Annotated in this window: 13 protein-coding genes, 2 tRNA genes and 1 pseudogene; 8 read left to right on the top strand and 8 right to left on the bottom strand. The window is 70.9% G+C overall.

Annotated features, from left to right (window positions below; all coding sequences use genetic code 11):
* The first annotated feature begins 87 nt into the window (after positions 1 to 87).
* From OG538_RS23565 to OG538_RS23580, 4 genes are all read left to right on the top strand, one after another.
* A complete protein-coding gene (locus tag OG538_RS23565; RefSeq protein WP_406096660.1) occupies positions 88 to 1,263 on the top strand; it encodes a hypothetical protein in 1,176 nt (391 codons plus the stop codon).
* Between the two features lie 168 nt (positions 1,264 to 1,431).
* Positions 1,432 to 2,190, top strand: a complete 759-nt coding sequence (locus tag OG538_RS23570) for an HAD-IIA family hydrolase (RefSeq protein WP_406100272.1) — start codon at positions 1,432 to 1,434, stop codon at positions 2,188 to 2,190.
* Positions 2,191 to 2,312: 122 nt separating this feature from the next.
* Positions 2,313 to 2,873 (top strand): hypothetical protein, encoded by a 561-nt coding sequence (locus OG538_RS23575; RefSeq protein WP_406096662.1) that lies wholly within the window; start codon positions 2,313 to 2,315, stop codon positions 2,871 to 2,873.
* A 1-nt stretch (position 2,874) separates the two neighbouring features.
* Positions 2,875 to 3,636: a class F sortase gene (locus OG538_RS23580; protein WP_406096664.1), complete on the top strand. Its 762-nt coding sequence runs from the start codon at positions 2,875 to 2,877 to the stop codon at positions 3,634 to 3,636.
* Positions 3,637 to 4,568: 932 nt separating this feature from the next.
* Here the strand turns inward: OG538_RS23580 and OG538_RS23585 are convergent.
* Positions 4,569 to 4,642: transfer RNA gene (locus OG538_RS23585), tRNA-Lys, on the bottom strand.
* A gap of 183 nt (positions 4,643 to 4,825) precedes the next feature.
* Between OG538_RS23585 and OG538_RS23590 the strand changes: the two genes are divergently transcribed.
* The 4 genes and pseudogenes from OG538_RS23590 to OG538_RS23605 all read left to right on the top strand — a co-directional run bounded on the left by OG538_RS23590 (position 4,826) and on the right by OG538_RS23605 (position 10,890).
* The gene (locus OG538_RS23590) at positions 4,826 to 6,166 is read left to right on the top strand and encodes a peptidoglycan-binding protein (protein WP_406096666.1); all 1,341 of its coding nucleotides are present in this window, start codon (positions 4,826 to 4,828) and stop codon (positions 6,164 to 6,166) included.
* Positions 6,167 to 6,191: 25 nt separating this feature from the next.
* Positions 6,192 to 8,441, top strand: a complete 2,250-nt coding sequence (locus OG538_RS23595; RefSeq protein ID WP_406096668.1) for an SPFH domain-containing protein — start codon at positions 6,192 to 6,194, stop codon at positions 8,439 to 8,441.
* A gap of 154 nt (positions 8,442 to 8,595) precedes the next feature.
* Entirely contained in the window at positions 8,596 to 9,186 is a 591-nt protein-coding gene (locus tag OG538_RS23600; RefSeq protein ID WP_406096670.1) for a lytic polysaccharide monooxygenase, read from the top strand.
* A 26-nt stretch (positions 9,187 to 9,212) separates the two neighbouring features.
* Positions 9,213 to 10,890, top strand: a pseudogene (locus OG538_RS23605) (AMP-binding protein).
* Here OG538_RS23605 and OG538_RS23610 read toward each other — a convergent pair.
* The 7 genes from OG538_RS23610 to ehuB all read right to left on the bottom strand — a co-directional run bounded on the left by OG538_RS23610 (position 10,870) and on the right by ehuB (position 16,727).
* A complete protein-coding gene (locus OG538_RS23610; RefSeq protein ID WP_406096672.1) occupies positions 10,870 to 12,375 on the bottom strand; it encodes an MFS transporter in 1,506 nt (501 codons plus the stop codon). The pseudogene OG538_RS23605 and the gene OG538_RS23610 sit on opposite strands and share 21 nt — an antisense overlap.
* A 130-nt stretch (positions 12,376 to 12,505) precedes the next feature.
* Positions 12,506 to 12,579, bottom strand: a tRNA-Lys gene (locus OG538_RS23615).
* 84 nt (positions 12,580 to 12,663) lie between these two features.
* Positions 12,664 to 13,422 carry an IclR family transcriptional regulator gene (locus OG538_RS23620; RefSeq protein ID WP_406096674.1) on the bottom strand — a complete coding sequence of 253 codons (759 nt, stop codon included), beginning with the start codon at positions 13,420 to 13,422 and terminating at the stop codon, positions 12,664 to 12,666.
* Positions 13,423 to 13,588: 166 nt separating this feature from the next.
* A complete protein-coding gene (gene ehuA / locus OG538_RS23625) occupies positions 13,589 to 14,440 on the bottom strand; it encodes an ectoine/hydroxyectoine ABC transporter ATP-binding protein EhuA (RefSeq protein WP_406096676.1) in 852 nt (283 codons plus the stop codon).
* Positions 14,430 to 15,074 (bottom strand): ectoine/hydroxyectoine ABC transporter permease subunit EhuD, encoded by a 645-nt coding sequence (gene ehuD, locus OG538_RS23630; protein WP_406096678.1) that lies wholly within the window; start codon positions 15,072 to 15,074, stop codon positions 14,430 to 14,432. Before ehuD ends, ehuA begins: the two co-directional genes overlap by 11 nt.
* Complete coding sequence (gene ehuC, locus OG538_RS23635) at positions 15,071 to 15,805, bottom strand: ectoine/hydroxyectoine ABC transporter permease subunit EhuC (RefSeq protein ID WP_406096680.1); 735 nt, start codon at positions 15,803 to 15,805, stop codon at positions 15,071 to 15,073. The genes ehuD and ehuC overlap by 4 nt, the downstream gene beginning before the upstream one ends.
* 19 nt (positions 15,806 to 15,824) lie before the next feature.
* Positions 15,825 to 16,727, bottom strand: coding sequence for an ectoine/hydroxyectoine ABC transporter substrate-binding protein EhuB (gene ehuB / locus OG538_RS23640; RefSeq protein WP_406096682.1), 903 nt, complete (start codon positions 16,725 to 16,727; stop codon positions 15,825 to 15,827).
* Positions 16,728 to 16,925: the final 198 nt, after the last annotated feature.

A 16,925-nucleotide genomic window follows, 5' to 3' on the forward strand; every position in this document is an offset into this window, starting at 1 on the left:
GGCCTGGCAGGGTCGCGGCCGAGACCGGTGAACTCCGGGCCCGGGGCGAGCCGACCGTATTCCGCGACGAGCGAAGGCTGCCCCCTCATGCCCCCCACACCGCCCCCCGCCGATCCTTCCCCCGAACCCTCCGCCCTGGCGCGCCCGCCATCGGCGCCGCCCCCTGGGGGCGGCCGCCCCCGGCACGGCCTCGTGCTCGGGCTGGCCGCGGCGAGCGTCATGCCCGCCGTCGTGCTCGGCGGTGCGGCGGCCACGTCCGCCGCACCGCAGCGCAACACGGCCGCCACACCCACCACCCATCTGACCCCGGCTTCCGCAACGGGTGCCGGCACCGCCGACCAGCGGCCCGCCTGCGGTGACACGGGGGCCACCGGCTTCCCCATCGACACCCGTATCCACGGAGGTCCGGACACCTACGCCTCCGGTGGGGGCTACGGCACCTGGTTCCTGGACCTGACCAACACCACCGCCGAGCCCTGTCGCGCCATCCACCCCGTCCTGGTCCTCACCGACGAGGACCGCGCCCTGACTTCGGACCAGATCCAGCTGGAGTTCTCCGAACGCGCCCACCCCGGCGTCGAACACCGCGTCAGCTGGGAGACGACCGACCGTGACGAGCACATCGGCGTCTTCGGCGGCGTGGGCGACGACGCCTTTCCCGGCTTCACCGTGCCGGCGGGCCGCACCGTCACGGTCCAGGTCAGGCTGGCGTTCACCTCCGACACCAGCCCCGGCCGGATCACCGCGAACGCCGCGATCGTCCAGCGACAGCGCGCTTCCGGCGACCCCGCCGGCAAGGGCCTCGACGGGGAGTGGGTCGGTGAGTCCGAGGACTACCCGTTCACCGTGGTCGAGGACGACGGCGGCGGGACCGGGTCGGACGACGGCATGACGGACGTACCCGACGAGACCGGCGAGGTGGGCAAGGAGAAGGAGAGCGACAGCCGCCTCTCCGGCAGGCCCGACGTGAACCCCACCACCGGGACCACCGGCACCCCGCGCCCGATCCTGTCGGGCACCCCGCGCCCGGTCGTGTCCGGCACCCCGCGCCCGATCCTCTCGGGCACCCCGCGCCCGGTCGTGTCCGGGGCCCCGCGCCCGGTCGCACCCGGCCGGGACCCGGCCGGAGTTCCGGAACTCGCCAGGACCGGGATCTCCGTGCCCGTACCGGTCCCGCTGTCCGCCCTCACCGTCTCCGGTCTCCTCATCGGCGGCGGAGCCATCGTCATCAGAGCCCGCCGGACCCGCCACGGCCGACCATGACCACCAGGTCACACCTGCCCTGCCCTTCCCTCGCCCGTTGCCCGACCCCCTAAAATCGGGGACGTCGGCGCTGCACAACGCGGTGCCGCCGGCGTCCCCGCACCTGGCGTACGGCAACTGGAGTCCCACATGGCAGAGCGCAAGCCGATCTCGTCCTGGCTCACCGACATGGACGGAGTCCTCATCCACGAGGGGACGCCGATCCCCGGCGCGGATGCCTTCATCAAGCGGCTGCGGGATTCGGGGCTTCCCTTCCTGGTCCTCACCAACAACTCGATCTACACCGCCCGGGACCTGCACGCCCGGCTCAGCCGCATGGGCCTCGACGTCCCCGTCGAGAACATCTGGACCTCCGCACTCGCCACCGCCCAGTTCCTGGACGACCAGCGGCCCGGCGGCACGGCCTACGTCATCGGCGAGGCCGGCCTCACCACCGCCCTGCACGACATCGGCTACGTCCTCACCGACCACGAGCCCGACTACGTGGTCCTCGGTGAGACGCGTACGTACTCGTTCGAGGCGCTCACCAAGGCGATCCGGCTGATCAACAACGGGGCGCGCTTCATCTGTACCAACCCCGACGAGACCGGCCCGTCCGCCGAGGGCCCGTTGCCCGCGACCGGCTCCGTCGCCGCCCTCATCACCAAGGCGACCGGCAAGGCCCCGTACTTCGCGGGCAAGCCCAACCCCCTGATGATGCGCACCGGGCTCAACGCGATCGGCGCCCACTCCGAGTCCAGCGCCATGATCGGTGACCGGATGGACACCGACGTGCTGGCCGGGCTGGAGGCGGGGATGCAGACCTTCCTGGTGCTGACCGGCCTCACCACGGTGGCGGACATCGACAAGTACCCGTTCCGGCCGTCCACGGTCGTCGACTCCATCGCCGACCTGGTCGACCTGGTCGAGCCGGCCGAGGCGGGCTGACCCGCCCGGGAGCGGGCCGGTGGCCGGTGGGGCCGTGTCCCCCACTCCACCGGCCCAGTCCCCGGCCCCCTGCGGATGCGGAAAGCCGCGGCGCGCGTGAACCTTCCATAAGGAGGTTCACGATGCGTTCAATACCCCTCACGTTCTGTGCCGCCGCGGTGGTCGCGGCGACCCTGATGCCCGCGCCCGTCGCCCTGGCCAACTCCGACTCGGATCACCAGGACTCCCGGTCCCGGGCCACGCTCACCCTCTCCCCGGCTTCCGTCTCCCCGGGCGGTGAGGTCGACCTGGAGGTCACCGGCTGCAAGGGCAAGGAGGCCAAGGGGAGCTCCGATGCGTTCGTCTCCGAGGCGCGCTTCTCGCCCGGTGACGACCGGACGCTCTTCGCCGAGGCCCGCGTCCGCTCGGACGCCGAGCCCGGTGACTACGACGTCCAGGTGGTCTGCAAGGACGACAAGCGCTCCAAGGCGTCGGCCGTTCTGACCGTGGTCCACCACAACCGGCCCATGCCCCTCGCCCCGGTCCGCGCGGGTGGCGGAGGCACCGCCGTACTCGCCGACCAGGCCGCCCAGCAGGACGGTCCGGGTACCGTTCACGCGGTGGTCGGCCTCGCCCTGGCTGCCGTCGCGGCCGTCGCCGTCGCCTTCCGCAGCGCGCGACGCCGCCGCCCGGCCATCGACTGACGTGTCCGCCTCGGACCACTCGGCGGGGCACGGCAGGCTGCTCACCGGAGTGGCCTGGGCCGTGCTCCTGCTGGGCCTGTGGCTCTGGGGCCGCGGCATCACCGGCGGCTCCGGCGCAAGTTCCGCGCCGACCACCGGCGACGTCGCCGCGGTCGGGCGTCCTCTCGGCGTGCCGCTGCCCCCGGCCCACGACCCGATCGAGGGCGTCGCGCCCCGGAGTGTCGAGATCCCGTCGATCGGGATCCGGGCGCCCGTCGTCTCCCGGGGCCTGGACAAGGACGGGGCGATCGAACCGCCGTCCTTCGACACGCCCCAGACGGTCGGCTGGTACGGCGACGGCACCGAGCCCGGCGCCAAGGGTCCGGCCCTCTTCGTCGGCCACGTCGACACCGAGACCAAGCCGGCCGTCTTCTACGGGCTCAGCGCGGCCCGCCCCGGCGCCGAGGTCGAGGTGACCCGGACCGACGGCACCGTCGCCGAGTTCACCATCGACGACGTCCAGGTCTTCACCCGCGCACGCTTCAACGCCCAGAAGGCGTACGGCCCCCGCAAGGACGGCCGGGCCGAGCTCCGGCTGATCACCTGCGGCGGCACGTACGACCGTGAGTCGAAGTCGTACACGGCCAACGTGGTCGTCTCCGCCTATCTCACGGGCGAGAAGTCGCAGGAGAAGGTGCGGGAGGAAGCCCAGGAGAAGGTGCGGGAGCAGGCCGGCCCGCAGGCCGGGGAGCGCGCGGCCAGGGCGGACGCGCTCGGCGGATGATCCCTTCGGTACCCGGCCCGGCCGGCTGCCCGGTTCTCCGGGCGCCGGCCGGGCCGGTCCTCGACCGCGGGGCGCGGGCCGCGGGAGTGGCCCGGCGCGGACACGGGAGGTCGTCGGCGTCCGGGTCCGCCGCACGCCCCACTGTAGGGGCGCGAACTCCGCTCGTGCAGCGCGTTTCTGACTTTACGTCGATAACCAGTCACCCTCCGCACGCGGACGGGTCGGACAGAGTGTGGTGAACCCGTCGTAACAGCTCTCCGGTGAAGCGGTGAGGGCCCGGCCGTCCCCGGCCCCTGTGTCACGTCGGACGGCGATGCCGCAGTGCCCGCCGTCGCACCCGAGGGGCAGTGGATGTACGGCAGCCACAACGGCCGGTTCGGCATGGGGTGTGCGCGACTGCGGCCGGCGCAGCGCCCCTGCTCGGCGCCCGGCTCCTCGGCGCCGTCACCGAGATCGCGCTGTCCGCCCCGCTTCAGGTCCGGCGCCACCGGGCGCGGGTCGGTGTCCGTGACGCGGGTGACCACGCTCGGCCGCATCGGCGTCACGTCGGGCAGCAGGGGCGCGCGTCCAGGGAGGTGCCGTCCCTGAACTCCGGGCCGGCGTCCTTCTGGGCCAGGGTCACCAGCCGGGACTCCTCGCTTCCGGTTATCGCAATAATGGTAAAAAAGGCGCATACCCACCCACGTGTGCGATGTGTGGGGTGCTTGCGGAGGGGTGGTGCCGGGGCGTATCGGGGGTGCGCGGGGAGGTGTCGCGCCGTTGCTCGACCGTGTGGCGCGTGACTGTTCGGGTGCGCGGGGGTCGTGCGTGAGCGAACCGTTCACCGAGTGGCACCTGCGCGGCGCGGCAGGGGTGACGCCTGTGCGGTGCCGTGAGGGGCACGAAAACAGTCAAGGCCCCCTCACGCGTGGTGAAGGGGCCTTGACTCTGCGTGCGCCGCCAGGGACTCGAACCCCGGACCCGCTGATTAAGAGTCAGCTGCTCTAACCAACTGAGCTAGCGGCGCCTGCTGACCTGGAGAACTCTACCCGACCTCCGGCCGTGCTCCCGACCATTCCCCCTCCCTCGCGGCCTGTCGGATGGTCGTTTTTTACCTTCTATCCGTCAAAATGCGATATGCAAGGAGAGTTAAGACACTGGCGCCCGTACAGATGTGCCAAAGATCTTGATGAGTGCGGGAGGGAATCGCATGACTGTGCCGGCCTTCGAGGAGTACGTACCTGCCATCGACTGCACCTGTGCGGGATGTGCCGCTCAGCGGCGCACCGCAGCAGCGGGACTGCCGACGCGATACGGAGGACATCCGGCCGCGCACGGAGCGCGGCGGGCGATGGTGCTGGTCACCGCTGCCGGCGTGGTGCTCGGCGCCGGTCTCGCGGAGGCGGCGGGCGCGGCGGCCGACCCGGCCCCGGTGACGGACCCGGGCCAGGCGGCGGACGCGTCCGCGGTGACCGACGCGGCCGCGGACGACCCCGCGGACGGCCCGCTCGAACCGGGACCGGACAGCCCGCAGGGCGGACCAGGGCCGTTGCAGGGCTCGGGGGCCTCGGGGCCACCGGCATCCCAGGCGTCCCCACCCACGCTGCGCGAGACCACCCGGGCCGACATCATCAACCGGGCGAAGAAATGGGTCGCCGGGCAGGTCCCGTACAGCATGGAGAAGTACTGGTCGGACGGGTATCGCCAGGACTGTTCCGGCTATGTCTCGATGGCCTGGAACCTGGCCGGCAACGAATGGACCGGCAGCCTCGCCACGTACGGCACGCGCATCGCCCGGGAGGAGCTCCAGCCCGGCGACATCCTGCTCTTCCACAACCTGGCCGACCCCGCGAAGGGTTCGCACGTCACGATCTTCGGCGGCTGGACGGACTACACGCACACCCACTACACGGCGTACGAACAGACCAAGCCGCACACCCGCAAGCAGACGACGCCCATGGCGTACTGGACCAACTCGGGCAGCTACCTCGCCTACCGCTACAAGGGACTGACCAGCGGGACCGCACCATCGACGAAACGGTTCCCGGGTGCCACGAGGTTCGGCGGCGGCAAGACGAACGACTACGTCACCCGGCTCGGCAGGATGCTCGTGGAGCGGGGCGGCGAACGTTTCTACAAGGTCGGCCCCGGCCCCGGCTGGAGCAGCGCCGACCGGGCCGCCACCAGGGCGTTCCAGAGGGCCCAGGGCTGGAAGGGCAAGGAGGCCGACGGCCTGCCCGGCCCCCACACCTGGCGCCTGCTGGTGAACGGAACCGGCCGCGACATCCCCGCGGCCGGCGGCTCCACATCGGTTGCGGGCTTCCCCGGACGGGGCTATTTCCGGCCGGGTCAGTCCAGCAGCCATGTCGACAGGCTCGGCAAACAGTTGGTGAAGAAGGGATACGGCAAGCACTACCTGTCGGGCCCCGGACCTCGATGGACCGAGGCGGACCGGCGCAATGTCGAGGCCTTCCAGAAGGCCCAGGGCTGGCGGGGCACGGAGGCCGACGGCTATCCGGGTCCGGAGACCTGGCGGCGACTCTTCGCGTGACACGACGCACATGACGGAGGCGGGAATGCGATCCACGGTGTCGGACAGCTCCGGGAACCCGGAGAACCGGGAGGACCCGGAGTACGGGGAGGAGAGGTACGGGGCGGTCCCGGTACGGGAATGGGTGGGGCCGGACGGAGCGGGCCGGGTCACCGACGCCTGGGCCGCGGCGGGGGAGCGGGCCGGGGCGGGCGGCTGGGCGCTGCAGGACGAGCCCGCCGACCGGGGTATGCCGCTCGGCCGGGAGGCGGGGCCGGGCGCGCCGGTGCCCGGGCCGGCCGTGATGCCCGGTGCGGCCGAGGCCTCCGGGCCGGACTCCGTCGTCGACCTCGTGCTCGACCTGGTGCCGGGCAAGGCCGAACGCGAACACGGGGGCTCCGGCTTCGGGGCGACCTCGGCGTCGGTGTCGGTGCCGGCTTCGGTGACGGGCTCGGCCGTGGACGCGACGGAGAGCGCCGTGGCGGCGGAGGCCGCGCATCGCCGACCGGTGTTCCGGCCGGCCGCCGGTGCCGAAGCCGGTGCCGGTGCCGGCAAGCGGCCGCCGCTGCGCGACGCCGGGGCACACGTCTCGGAACTGCTGCCCGGCCCCGCGCCGGAGTCCGGGCCGGTGCCCGGTCCGTCGTCCGGGCCGGGGGGACCCGCCCACGAGGTTCGCGAGGTCCGCGAGAGCCACGAGGGTCATGGGGTCCACGAGGTCCGAGAGGTCCGCGAAGTTCAGGCGGCCCAGGCGGTCCAGTCGGTTCGTGAGGCCCCGGACGCCGACGATGTCCACGAGGTTCACGAGGTCCAGGAGGTCAACGAGGTCAATGAGGTTCACGAGGTCCAGGAGGTCAACGAGGTCAATGAGGTCCACGAGGTCCAGGAGGTCAACGAGGCATACGGCACCCACGAGGCCCCTGAGACTCCCGAGGACCACGAGCTCCGCGAGGACCACGACCTCCCCGAGGTGCCCGACCTCCCCGAAGTCTCCAAGCGCCCCGACCTCCACGACCTCCCCGAGCTTCCCGACCCCCACGACCCCCACGACCTCCCCGACCTCCCCGAGGCCTCCGCATCCGTGAGCGGCCCGGGGCCCGCCCCTGCCTCCGCCTCGGTCTCCCTGATGTTCACCGGCGAGGACACCGGCGAGTTCCGTACCGATGCCCGCGTGGACACCGGCCGGCACCAGGCGGTCATCGCCAACGAGCGCACCGCGTCCATCCCCGTGCACCTGCTCTTCCGCCAGGAGCCCGAAGCCCGGGCGGACGCCACGGCGCTGCCCGCCGGCGTCGTGCGCAAGGCCCCCGGGGGCGAGCAGTCGGCCGGTGAGCGGCGGCCGCCCGTCCCCAGGACTCCGCAGGTGCGGCCCTCGACCCGGCCGTCCCCGGTCGCCGACCCCCGGCTCCACGAGCGGCCGGGACCCTCGCTGCCCGGCTGGGTCGCGCTGCTCACCGGCTTCGGCGGGATCGCCGCGATCGGCGGAGCCCTGTGGTGGACCGGCGCGTTGCCGGCCCGGGTGCTGTCGCGGATCGGAGTCGGCCCGCGACCGTACGACGGACTGGGCATCGGCACCTGGGCGGCGCTGGCGCTGCTGGTGACCCTGGTGCTCTTCGCGTTCGGCGGTCTGAGCCGGGGGCGGGTCGGGTACACATGGGTGCTCACGCTCTTCGGCCGGTACCGCGGCAGCGTGCGGCGGACCGGGCTGATGTGGGTCAGCCCGCTGCTGCTGCGACGCCGGGTCGACGTACGGCTGCGGCACTGGCGCAGTGAGCCGCTCCCCGCGATGGACGCCAACGGCACCGCGCTGCGGGTCGTCGTCCTCGTCGTGTGGCGGGTCAAGGACACCGTGCGGGCGACGCTGGGCATCGAGGACCACGAGGAGTACCTGCGCGAGCAGGTCGAGGCCGCCATGGCACGGGTCCTGTCCCAGCTGCCCGCCGACGCCTTCCACGAGGACGCGCACACCCTGCGCAACGCGGAGGCGGTCGGCGACGCACTGACCCGGATGCTGAAGGCGGACTGTGAACCGGTCGGAGTCGAGGTGTACTCCGCGCAGCCGACCGGGATCGAGTACGCCCCCGAGGTGGCGGCGGCCATGCAGCGGCGCCGGATCGCGGCCATCGATGCCAAGTACCGCGACAGCGTGCTGACTTCTGTGGTCGACGCCGTGGACGACACCGTCAATCGGCTGACCGCCCGGGGTCTCGTCGAGCTCGACGACTACGAACGCAAGGCACTGGTAAAGGACTTGACGGTCGCCTTCTACACCGGCCGCACCGGTGGGGACAGCGCCTGAGCCATCCGCCCGGCACCTCGGAGACCACCGGAATCCAGGTCTCATTGGTCTGGACATGTTCATGCCGCGTCAATAATCTAGGCCTTGGTCTAGACCGCACAACGCGCGCGTAGCAGTGCTCATGGAACCCCCACGTCTCCGAGGAGCGGCAGCAATGCGTAAGAAGACAAGCGCGGCCCTGGTCGGCCTTGCGGTAGCGGGCGTCTCGATGTTCGCGACCAGCAGTGCCAGCAGCCACGGCTACACCGACAACCCCATCAGCCGCCAGAAGCTCTGTGCCAACGGCACGGTGACGGGCTGCGGCAACATCCAGTGGGAACCGCAGAGCGTCGAGGGCCCCAAGGGCTTCCCGGCGGCCGGTCCCGCCGACGGCGCGATCTGTTCCGCCGGTCACGGCGAGTTCGCGCAGCTCGACGACCCGCGCGGCGGCAACTGGCCCGCCACCCGTGTCACCGCGGGCCAGGGCTTCAACTTCCGCTGGCAGTTCACCGCCCGGCACGCCACGACGGACTTCCGCTACTACATCACCAAGAACGGCTGGGACCCCACCAAGCCGCTCACCAGGGCGGCTCTGGAGTCGCAGCCCTTCATGACGGTGCCGTACGGCGGTCAGCAGCCGCCGGCGACCCTGACCCAGCAGGGCACCATCCCCACCCAGAAGACCGGCAAGCACATCATCCTCAGCGTCTGGAACATCGCCGACACGGCCAACGCGTTCTACTCGTGCTCGGATGTTCAGTTCTGACGCCTGGTCGGTTACCGTGCGGCGCCATGGGGAGCGCAGGCACCGTCGCGGAGCTCGTACAGCGCCAATGGGGCGACCACCGGCCCGGGTTGAGACACGAGGGCACCGTCCTCAGTCACCACCAGGTCGCCTCGGGCGCTGCCGCACGGGCCGCGCTCCTGGCGGATCTGCTGCCGGCGGGCAGTGAACCGCACCTCGGGGTGCTTTTGGACAACACCCCTGAATTCCCGCTGTGGTTGAGCGCGGCGGCCCTGGCCGGGGCCGCCGTAGCAGGAATCAACCCCACGCGTCGCGGCGCCGAGCTGGCCCGCGACATCCTGCACACCGAATGCCGGGTGCTGGTCACCGAGCGCGCCCATCTGGCGCTGCTCGACGGCCTCGCGCTGCCCGGCGTACGCGTACTGGTCACGGACACCGACGCGTACACCGCGCTTCTCGCCCCCTACGCCGGGGCGCGCCCCGGCGACACCGTCCTGACCCGGCCCGGTCCCGCGACCCGGATGCTCCTGTACTTCACCTCGGGGTCCACCGGCGCGCCCAAGGCCGCGATCTGCACCCAGGGGCGGCTGGCGGCGGCCGGGCGGTCGCTCGTCGACCAGTTCGGGATTTGGGGCGAGGACGTCCACTACGTCTGCATGCCGATGTTCCACGGCAACGCGGTGATCGCCGACTGGGCACCCGCTCTGTCCGCCGGTGCCGCCGTCGCCCTGCGCCGCCGCTTCTCCGCGTCCGGTTTCCTGGACGACGTACGCGCGCACGGCGCCACGTACTTCACCTATGTCGGCCGTGCCGTGCAGTACCTGCTGGCCACTCCCGAGCGGCCCGACGACCGCGAGCACCCGCTGCGGCTGGGTTTCGGCACCGAGGCCGGCGCGGTGGACGCGGCCCGCTTCCGGGAGCGGTTCGGGGTGCGACTGGTCGAGGGGTACGGCTCCTCGGAGGGCGGTGCGGCGATCCAGCGGACGCCGGACACCCCGCCGGGTGCGATCGGCCGGGCGTCCGACCGCGACGATCTCGCCGTCGTCGACCCGTCGAGCGGCAGGGAGCGCGTCGCCGCGGTCTTCGACTCCTGCGGCACCCTGCTCAACGGTGGCGCCGCGATAGGAGAGCTGGTCAGCCGCGGCCGGACGCCCTTCGAGGGGTACTGGCGCAACGAGACGGCCGACGCCGCCCGGGTGCGCGGCGGCTGGTACTGGACCGGCGACCTCTTCTTCCGCGACGCCGACGGCTTCCTGTACTTCGCGGGCCGTACGGAGGACCGGCTGCGGGTCGACAGCGAGAACCTGGCCGCCGCGATGATCGAGAACATCCTGGCCCGCTGGAGCGACGCGGCGGCCGTGGCGGTCTACGCGGTGCCCGACCCGGTCGCGGGGGACCAGGTCATGGCGGCGCTGGCCCTGCGCGACGGGGCGCGGTTCGATCCGGAGGCGTTCGCCGCCTTCCTCGGTGACCAGCCCGATCTGGGGACGAAGATGGCCCCCCGGTTCGTGCGTGTCGTCCGGGCGATGCCGGTGACGGCGACGAACAAGGTGCACCGGATCGAGCTGCGGCGTGAGGGGTTCTGGTCCGGGGGGGCCGCTGTGGTGGAACGAGGACGGCGGGGCGTACGTACCGTTCGGCGACGCACAACTCGCGTCGCTGGTGCGGGAGTACGAGGAGCACGGGCGCCATGATCTGCTGTCCTCACGCGACGGAGGGCTCTGAGCCGGCGGCCGTCCGGCGCAGACGCGTCACCGCCAGCACGGCCCCCACCAGCAGGAGCAGCCCCCCCGCCACCGAGGCGTACTGCATGCTGTGCACGAAGGCGTCCCGCCCGACCGCGATCAGCGAACCGTCGCCGGTGGACAACGCCCCCGGCAACGTCCTGCGGGCCACCTCCGGCGCGGCGTCCGGCATGTCCGCGGTGTAGACCGCGGTCGCCACCGCTCCCAGCAGCGCCATCCCCATCGCCCCGCCGAACTCCTGCCCCGTCTCCAGCAGCGAGGCCGCCGAGCCCGCCTTCTCCGGCGGACTGGTCGACATGGCCAGGTCCGAGACGAGCGCCATCACGGTGACGATCCCGCAGCTCATCACGGCCGAGCCGATGAGCAGGATCGCCAGGGAGTCCGTACCCGACAGGGCGAGGACTCCGAATCCGGCGGCGGCGATGACGAACCCGGCGCAGATCACCCGGGCGCGCTCGGTCCGCTGGGCGACCGCGGTGGCCGCGGGGGCGGCCGCGCCCACCGCCAGCGACGGGGCCAGGCTCCACAGGGCGGCCTCCATCGTGCTCATCCCGAGCACCGACTGCAGGTACTGCGTGGTGAAGAACGACGCCCCCATCATGGCGAACGCGGCCAGCGCGTTCAGCCCGATCCCGGCGGCGAAGTTCCGGTCGCGGAACAGGTCCCGGCTGATCATCGCGTCGGAGCGGCGGCGCTGGCGCCGGACGAAGACCCAGCTGACGGCGAGCCCGGCGGCGACGATCAGACCGTTGCGCGGATCCAGTCCCTCGGCGGCGGTCTCCTTGACCCCGTAGACGACCGGCAGCACGGCTCCCATGGACAGCGGAACGCTCAGGAAGTCGAAGCGCCCGGGGTTCGGGTCCTTGAACTCCGGCACCAGCACCGGTACCAGGACCAGCAGCAGCACCATCGCCGGCACGTTGACGAGGAAGACCGAGCCCCACCAGAAGTGCTCCAGCATCACGCCGCTGAGCACCGAGCCGAGCGCGATCCCGCCCGCCATGGCACCGGACCAGATACCGATGGCCCGGCCGCGCTGCCGCTCGTCACGGAACATGTTCCGCACCAGGCCCATGGTCGACGGCATCAGGGTCGCCCCGCCGATCCCGAGCAGTGCCCGGGCCGCGATGAGCATCTCCGGGCTGGTGGCGTAGGCGGCGCCGACCGATGCGGCGCTGAAGGCGACCGCGCCGAACATCAGGAGCCTGCGGCGCCCGATCCGGTCGCCGAGCGAGCCCATCGTGATGAGGAGACCGGCCAGCGCGAAGGCGTACACATCGAAGATCCAGAGCTGCTGGGTGGCACTGGGCTCGAGGTCCCGGTCGATCGACGGGATCGCGAAGAACAGGACGGACACGTCCATCGAGACCAGGAGGAGAGGGAGGAGCAGGACCACGAAGGCGGTCCACTCCCGACGTCCGGCGAGATCGCCGGGGAGCGCGGTGGTGCTCGTTGGGTTCGGCATGCCAGGAAATATACGAGCGTTTAACACGGCTGTCTAGTACGCCTGTGTAACACGCTTGTATAGAAGTGCGGGCAGCACAAAACACACGAGGCGGCCTCCGTTGAACGGAGACCGCCTCGTGTGGTGTCTGTGCGCCGCCAGGGACTCGAACCCCGGACCCGCTGATTAAGAGTCAGCTGCTCTAACCAACTGAGCTAGCGGCGCCTGCTGACTCGAAAATAATACCTGGTCCTCCGGGGTGCTGATGACACGTGCCCCCGAGCACCCTCGGACGCCTCCTTGGGTGCTCTACAGGGCCAGTGACAGCAGCACCGGCGCCGCCTGCCGGTTCAGAGTGTCCGCCGCCGCGCGCAGGCGGTGCGCGTCCTCGACCGGCAGGGACAGTGCCAGGCATCCCGCCGACGACCCCGCCGTCAGCGGCACCGCCGCGCACACCGTGCCGACCGCGTACTCCTGGAGGTCGAGCATCGGCACCGTCGCCGGCTGGCTGTCCAGCTTGGAGAAGAGGACCTTCTCGCTCGTGATCGTCCGTGACGTCAGCCGGGCGATCTTGTGGCGGGAGAGGTGGTCGCGCCGGCCGTTCTGGTCGAGCTGGGTCAGCAGGCACTTGCCGATCGCCGAGGCGTGCGCCGCCGACCGGAAGTCCACCCACTCGTTCACCGCGGGCGTCCGTGGGCCGTCGGCGTACTGCGTGACCCGGATCTCGCCGTCCACATAACGGCTGATGTAGACCGCGGCCCCCACCGAGTCCCGGAGCTGCGCCAGTATCTGCTGGAGCTTGGCCTCCAGGGCCTGCCGGCGGGCAGCGCCCGAACCGAGAAGCAGCAGCGAGGAGCCGGTGACGTACGCGCCGTCGGTGATCTGCTCGACGTACCCCTCGCGGCGCAGTGTCAGCAGCAGGGAGGCGAGGTGCCCGACGGGCAGTCCCGTCTCCCGGGCGATCTGGGCGTTCGTCACGCCGTTGCCGTGCTTGGACACCGTTTCGAGTACACGAAGGGCGTACTGCACCGAATGGAACGGAGCCGTCGGTTCGGGCTTCAACGCCACGGTTTCCCCCTACCAGGTTGTGACCGCAAGCTTTGGCACCACGATAGCCGCCAAGAGGCCGTTCAGGGGCGGCTGTTGGCCACCGGCTGGTGCGCCCCGGCTCTGTCAGCTGGGGCGCACTCCTCTGGCATATGCCGGAGTCAAAGACGATCGACGGATGCCGAGGTCACAGCACCGCGTTGAGGAATTCGCGAGTACGTTCGTGTTCGGGATCGGAGAAGATTTTTTCCGGCGAACCCGACTCCACGACCCGCCCGGCATCGAACATCAGTACCTGATCCGACACGTCCCGGGCGAAATTCATCTCATGGGTCACACACAGCATCGTGATGTCGGTGTTCCTGGCGATGTCGCCCAGCAGCTCCAGCACCCCCGCCACGAGCTCGGGGTCCAGCGCGGACGTCACCTCGTCCAGGAGCAGGATCTCCGGCTCCATCGCCAGCGCCCGCGCGATCGCGACCCGCTGCTGCTGACCGCCGGAGAGCTGGGACGGATGCGCGTCGACCTTCGCTGACAGTCCGACGAGGTCGAGGAGCTCCCGGGCCCGGGTCTCCGCCTTGTCCCGGTCCATGCCCAGGACGTTGACGGGCGCCTCGGTGATGTTCTGCAGCACCTTCATGTTCGGGAAGAGGTTGAACTGCTGGAAGACCATCCCGATCTTCTTCCGGGCCTCGCGCAGATGCTTCTCGGAAGCGGGCTTCAGCGAGCCGTCCGCCGCCTTCATGTGCGACAGCGGATCACCGTTGATCCGGATCACGCCGTCGCTGACCTTCTCCAGCGTCATCAGCAGCCGCAGGATCGTGGTCTTGCCCGAGCCGCTGGGTCCGATCAGGGTGACGTGCCGGCCGCGCTCGACCTCGAAGTCCAGTTGATCGAGCACGACATGGTCGCCGTACCGCTTGACGACCTTGTCGAAGCGGACCAGCGGGTGTCCGGTGCTCCGGGGGGCGGGGACCGCGACGACGTCCTCGGGGGCCGTGGCCGCGGTCTTCTGCAGGGGGAGAGGTTCAGTGGCCAAGGCGCTTCTCCAGCTTTCTCATCAGGAGCGAGGTGGGGTAGCTCGCGACCAGGAAGACCAGTCCGGCGAGTGTGAACACCTCGGTGTACGCGAAGTGGTCACCCCCGTACTTACGGGCTTCGAAGACCATTTCCTGCACCGTGATCACGGCGAGGAACGGGGTCTCCTTGAACATCGAGATCGCGTAGTTCCCGAGTGCGGGCAGTACGTTGCGCACCGCCTGCGGCAGGATCACCGCCTGCCAGGTCCGCCGGGGCGTCATCGACAGGGCCCGGCAGGCTTCCCACTGGCCCTTCGGCACACCGTCGATCCCGGCGCGGTACACCTCCGAGGTGTACGTGGCGTAGTGGATGCCCAGCACCACGATGCCGATGGTCAGCGGTTCCACCGAGGTGAACAGCGCGGCCGCGCCCACCAGCTGGACCAGCAGCGGGGTGGAGCGGATGAACTCCATCACCATCTTCACCGGCACGGTCACGAACCGGGTGGGGGCCCGCCCGGCGACCGCGATCGCCAGCCCGAGCACCGCGGCGACGACCGTGCCGAGCACCGTGGCGAGCAGGGTGACCTTGAACCCCTGGAGGACCAGGGGGAGTGCTTCGCCGACCGCGTTCCAGTCGAATCCCTCGTTCACCGGGCACCTCCGGCGGCCGGGGCGGTCACGGCACTGCGGGACTTCAGCAGGCTTCCCCCGCCACTTGCCAGGCCGAGCCGCCGCTTGGCGGACCGCTCCAGCAGGTTCATCAGCAGGGTCAGCGCGTAGGCCAGGACGAAGTAGCAGGCCAGCAGGGTCACATACGCGGTGAGGGTCTCACCCGTACGGCTGCGCAGCTTCTCGATCGCGGTCATGAGGTCGGCCGCCGAGATCAGCCACAGCAGCGGTGTGCACTTCAGCAGCTGGATGAAGAGGTTGGTGAAGGACGGGATCATCTGCACCCACGCCTGCGGAAGGATCACCTTGCGCATCCGGTGCAGGGGCGTCATGTTCAGCGCGACCGCCGCCTCGTACTGGGCCCGCGGTACGGAGTTGATGGCGCCGCGCACCACCTCGGCGCCGTAGGCCCCGTAGTTGAGCCCGAAGGCGACGACGCCGCAGAGCAGGGGCGTCAGCTCGTAACCCGTCAGCGGTGGCATCGCGTAATAGAGCCAGAACAGCTGGACGTACAGCGAGGTGCCGCGGAAGAACTCCACCACCACGCGCGAGACGCCCCGGGGGACGAGCTGCCGGCTGATCGACATCAGGCCGAGGACGAATGAGAGGAACAGCGCCAGCAGGGCGCCCAGGACGGTGGCCTGGAGGGTCACCCACAGTCCCGAGCGCAGTTGTGGCAGGTCGTCGGCGAAGGCGGAGAAGAAGTCACTCATGCGGTGGGTTCCGTCCCTGTCAGCCCTTGCACAGATCGGCCGTCTTCAGCGTGGCCGGCGGAAGCTCGGTGGCCCCGAAGCCGTAGTCCCGCAGCAGCTCCACATAGCGCGACCTGTCGGAGACGATCTTCTTCAGCTCGCGGTTGAACGCGTCCCGCAGCTCCTCGTTGCCCTTGCGGAAGACGGCCCCGCCGGGGCTGTACTGCTTCACCCCGTCGAGCTCCGGCAGGAAGGCCTCGGTGACCTCGGTCTCCGGGTTGGTCTTCGCCAGCCAGCGCAGCGAGATGCCGGTCAGCAGGAACGCGTCGACCCGTCCGCCCTTGACCGCGTCGGCGCCGTCCTGCGGCTTCTGCAGCGACTTGATCTTGTCCTTGGCTATCCCCGCGCCCTCGGCGTACGAGCCCTCGACGGCGCCCGCCATCACTCCGACGGTGATCCCGGCGGCCTTCGCGGAGGCCAGGTCGGTGACCTTCTTCGGGTTGCCCTTCTTCACCATCAGCGCGGTCGGAGAGATGAACTCCGGCTCCGAGAAGAGGGCGTTGGCGCAGCGCTCGGGGGTGATCGCCATACCGGCGCTGACCACGTCGTACTTGCCGGCCTGCAGGCCCGGGATCAGTCCGTCCCACTCGGAGAGGGTGGGGCGCAGCTCGTCCACGCCCAGCGCCTTGAAGATCTCCCGGTGCAGGGCGGGCGCCTCGCCCTTGAGCTCCTTGCCCTCCATGTAGCCGTACGGGGCCTCGTCGGCGTACGCCACCCGGACGAAACCCTGCTTGCGAAGCTTGTCGAGCGCTCCGTCGCCGTCCGCCGAGTCGGCGCCGGTCTTGCTGCACGCGGTGAGGAGGCCCGGGACGACGAGCAGACCGCCCACGGCCGCCGATCGGTTGAGAAAGCCCCGGCGGGACAGGTTCGGGAAGTCAGCCATGGTTCGCAGTCTCCTGGAGGGGTCGAACAGTCCGGACAGGGTTAGCGCCTGCCCGATCCCGTACGTCTATGCCGGAAGAAGTCGCATGTAACCGAACGGTGGCCGGAGGGTGACCTTCCCGTGTCCGGGCGGGGACGGAGTGCCACGGGGCATGAACGGGGCGTGTTCCCCTGCCCGGTAGGGCGCATGACGGGGTGT

Origin of the sequence: Streptomyces sp. NBC_01013 (assembly GCF_045162765.1) — a bacterium.
Lineage (GTDB): Bacteria > Actinomycetota > Actinomycetes > Streptomycetales > Streptomycetaceae > Streptomyces.

Bases quoted from the DNA above. Each gene is read 5' to 3' on its own strand.
- OG538_RS23565 (WP_406096660.1), top strand. From the start codon at position 88: ATGCCCCCCACACCGCCCCCCGCCGATCCTTCCCCCGAACCCTCCGCC.
- OG538_RS23570 (WP_406100272.1), top strand. From the start codon at position 1,432: ATGGACGGAGTCCTCATCCACGAGGGGACGCCGATCCCCGGCGCGGAT.
- OG538_RS23575 (WP_406096662.1), top strand. From the start codon at position 2,313: ATGCGTTCAATACCCCTCACGTTCTGTGCCGCCGCGGTGGTCGCGGCG.
- OG538_RS23590 (WP_406096666.1), top strand. From the start codon at position 4,826: ATGACTGTGCCGGCCTTCGAGGAGTACGTACCTGCCATCGACTGCACC.
- OG538_RS23595 (WP_406096668.1), top strand. From the start codon at position 6,192: ATGCGATCCACGGTGTCGGACAGCTCCGGGAACCCGGAGAACCGGGAG.
- OG538_RS23600 (WP_406096670.1), top strand. From the start codon at position 8,596: ATGCGTAAGAAGACAAGCGCGGCCCTGGTCGGCCTTGCGGTAGCGGGC.
- OG538_RS23610 (WP_406096672.1), bottom strand. From the start codon at position 12,375: ATGCCGAACCCAACGAGCACCACCGCGCTCCCCGGCGATCTCGCCGGA.
- ehuC (WP_406096680.1), bottom strand. From the start codon at position 15,805: ATGAGTGACTTCTTCTCCGCCTTCGCCGACGACCTGCCACAACTGCGC.
- ehuB (WP_406096682.1), bottom strand. From the start codon at position 16,727: ATGGCTGACTTCCCGAACCTGTCCCGCCGGGGCTTTCTCAACCGATCG.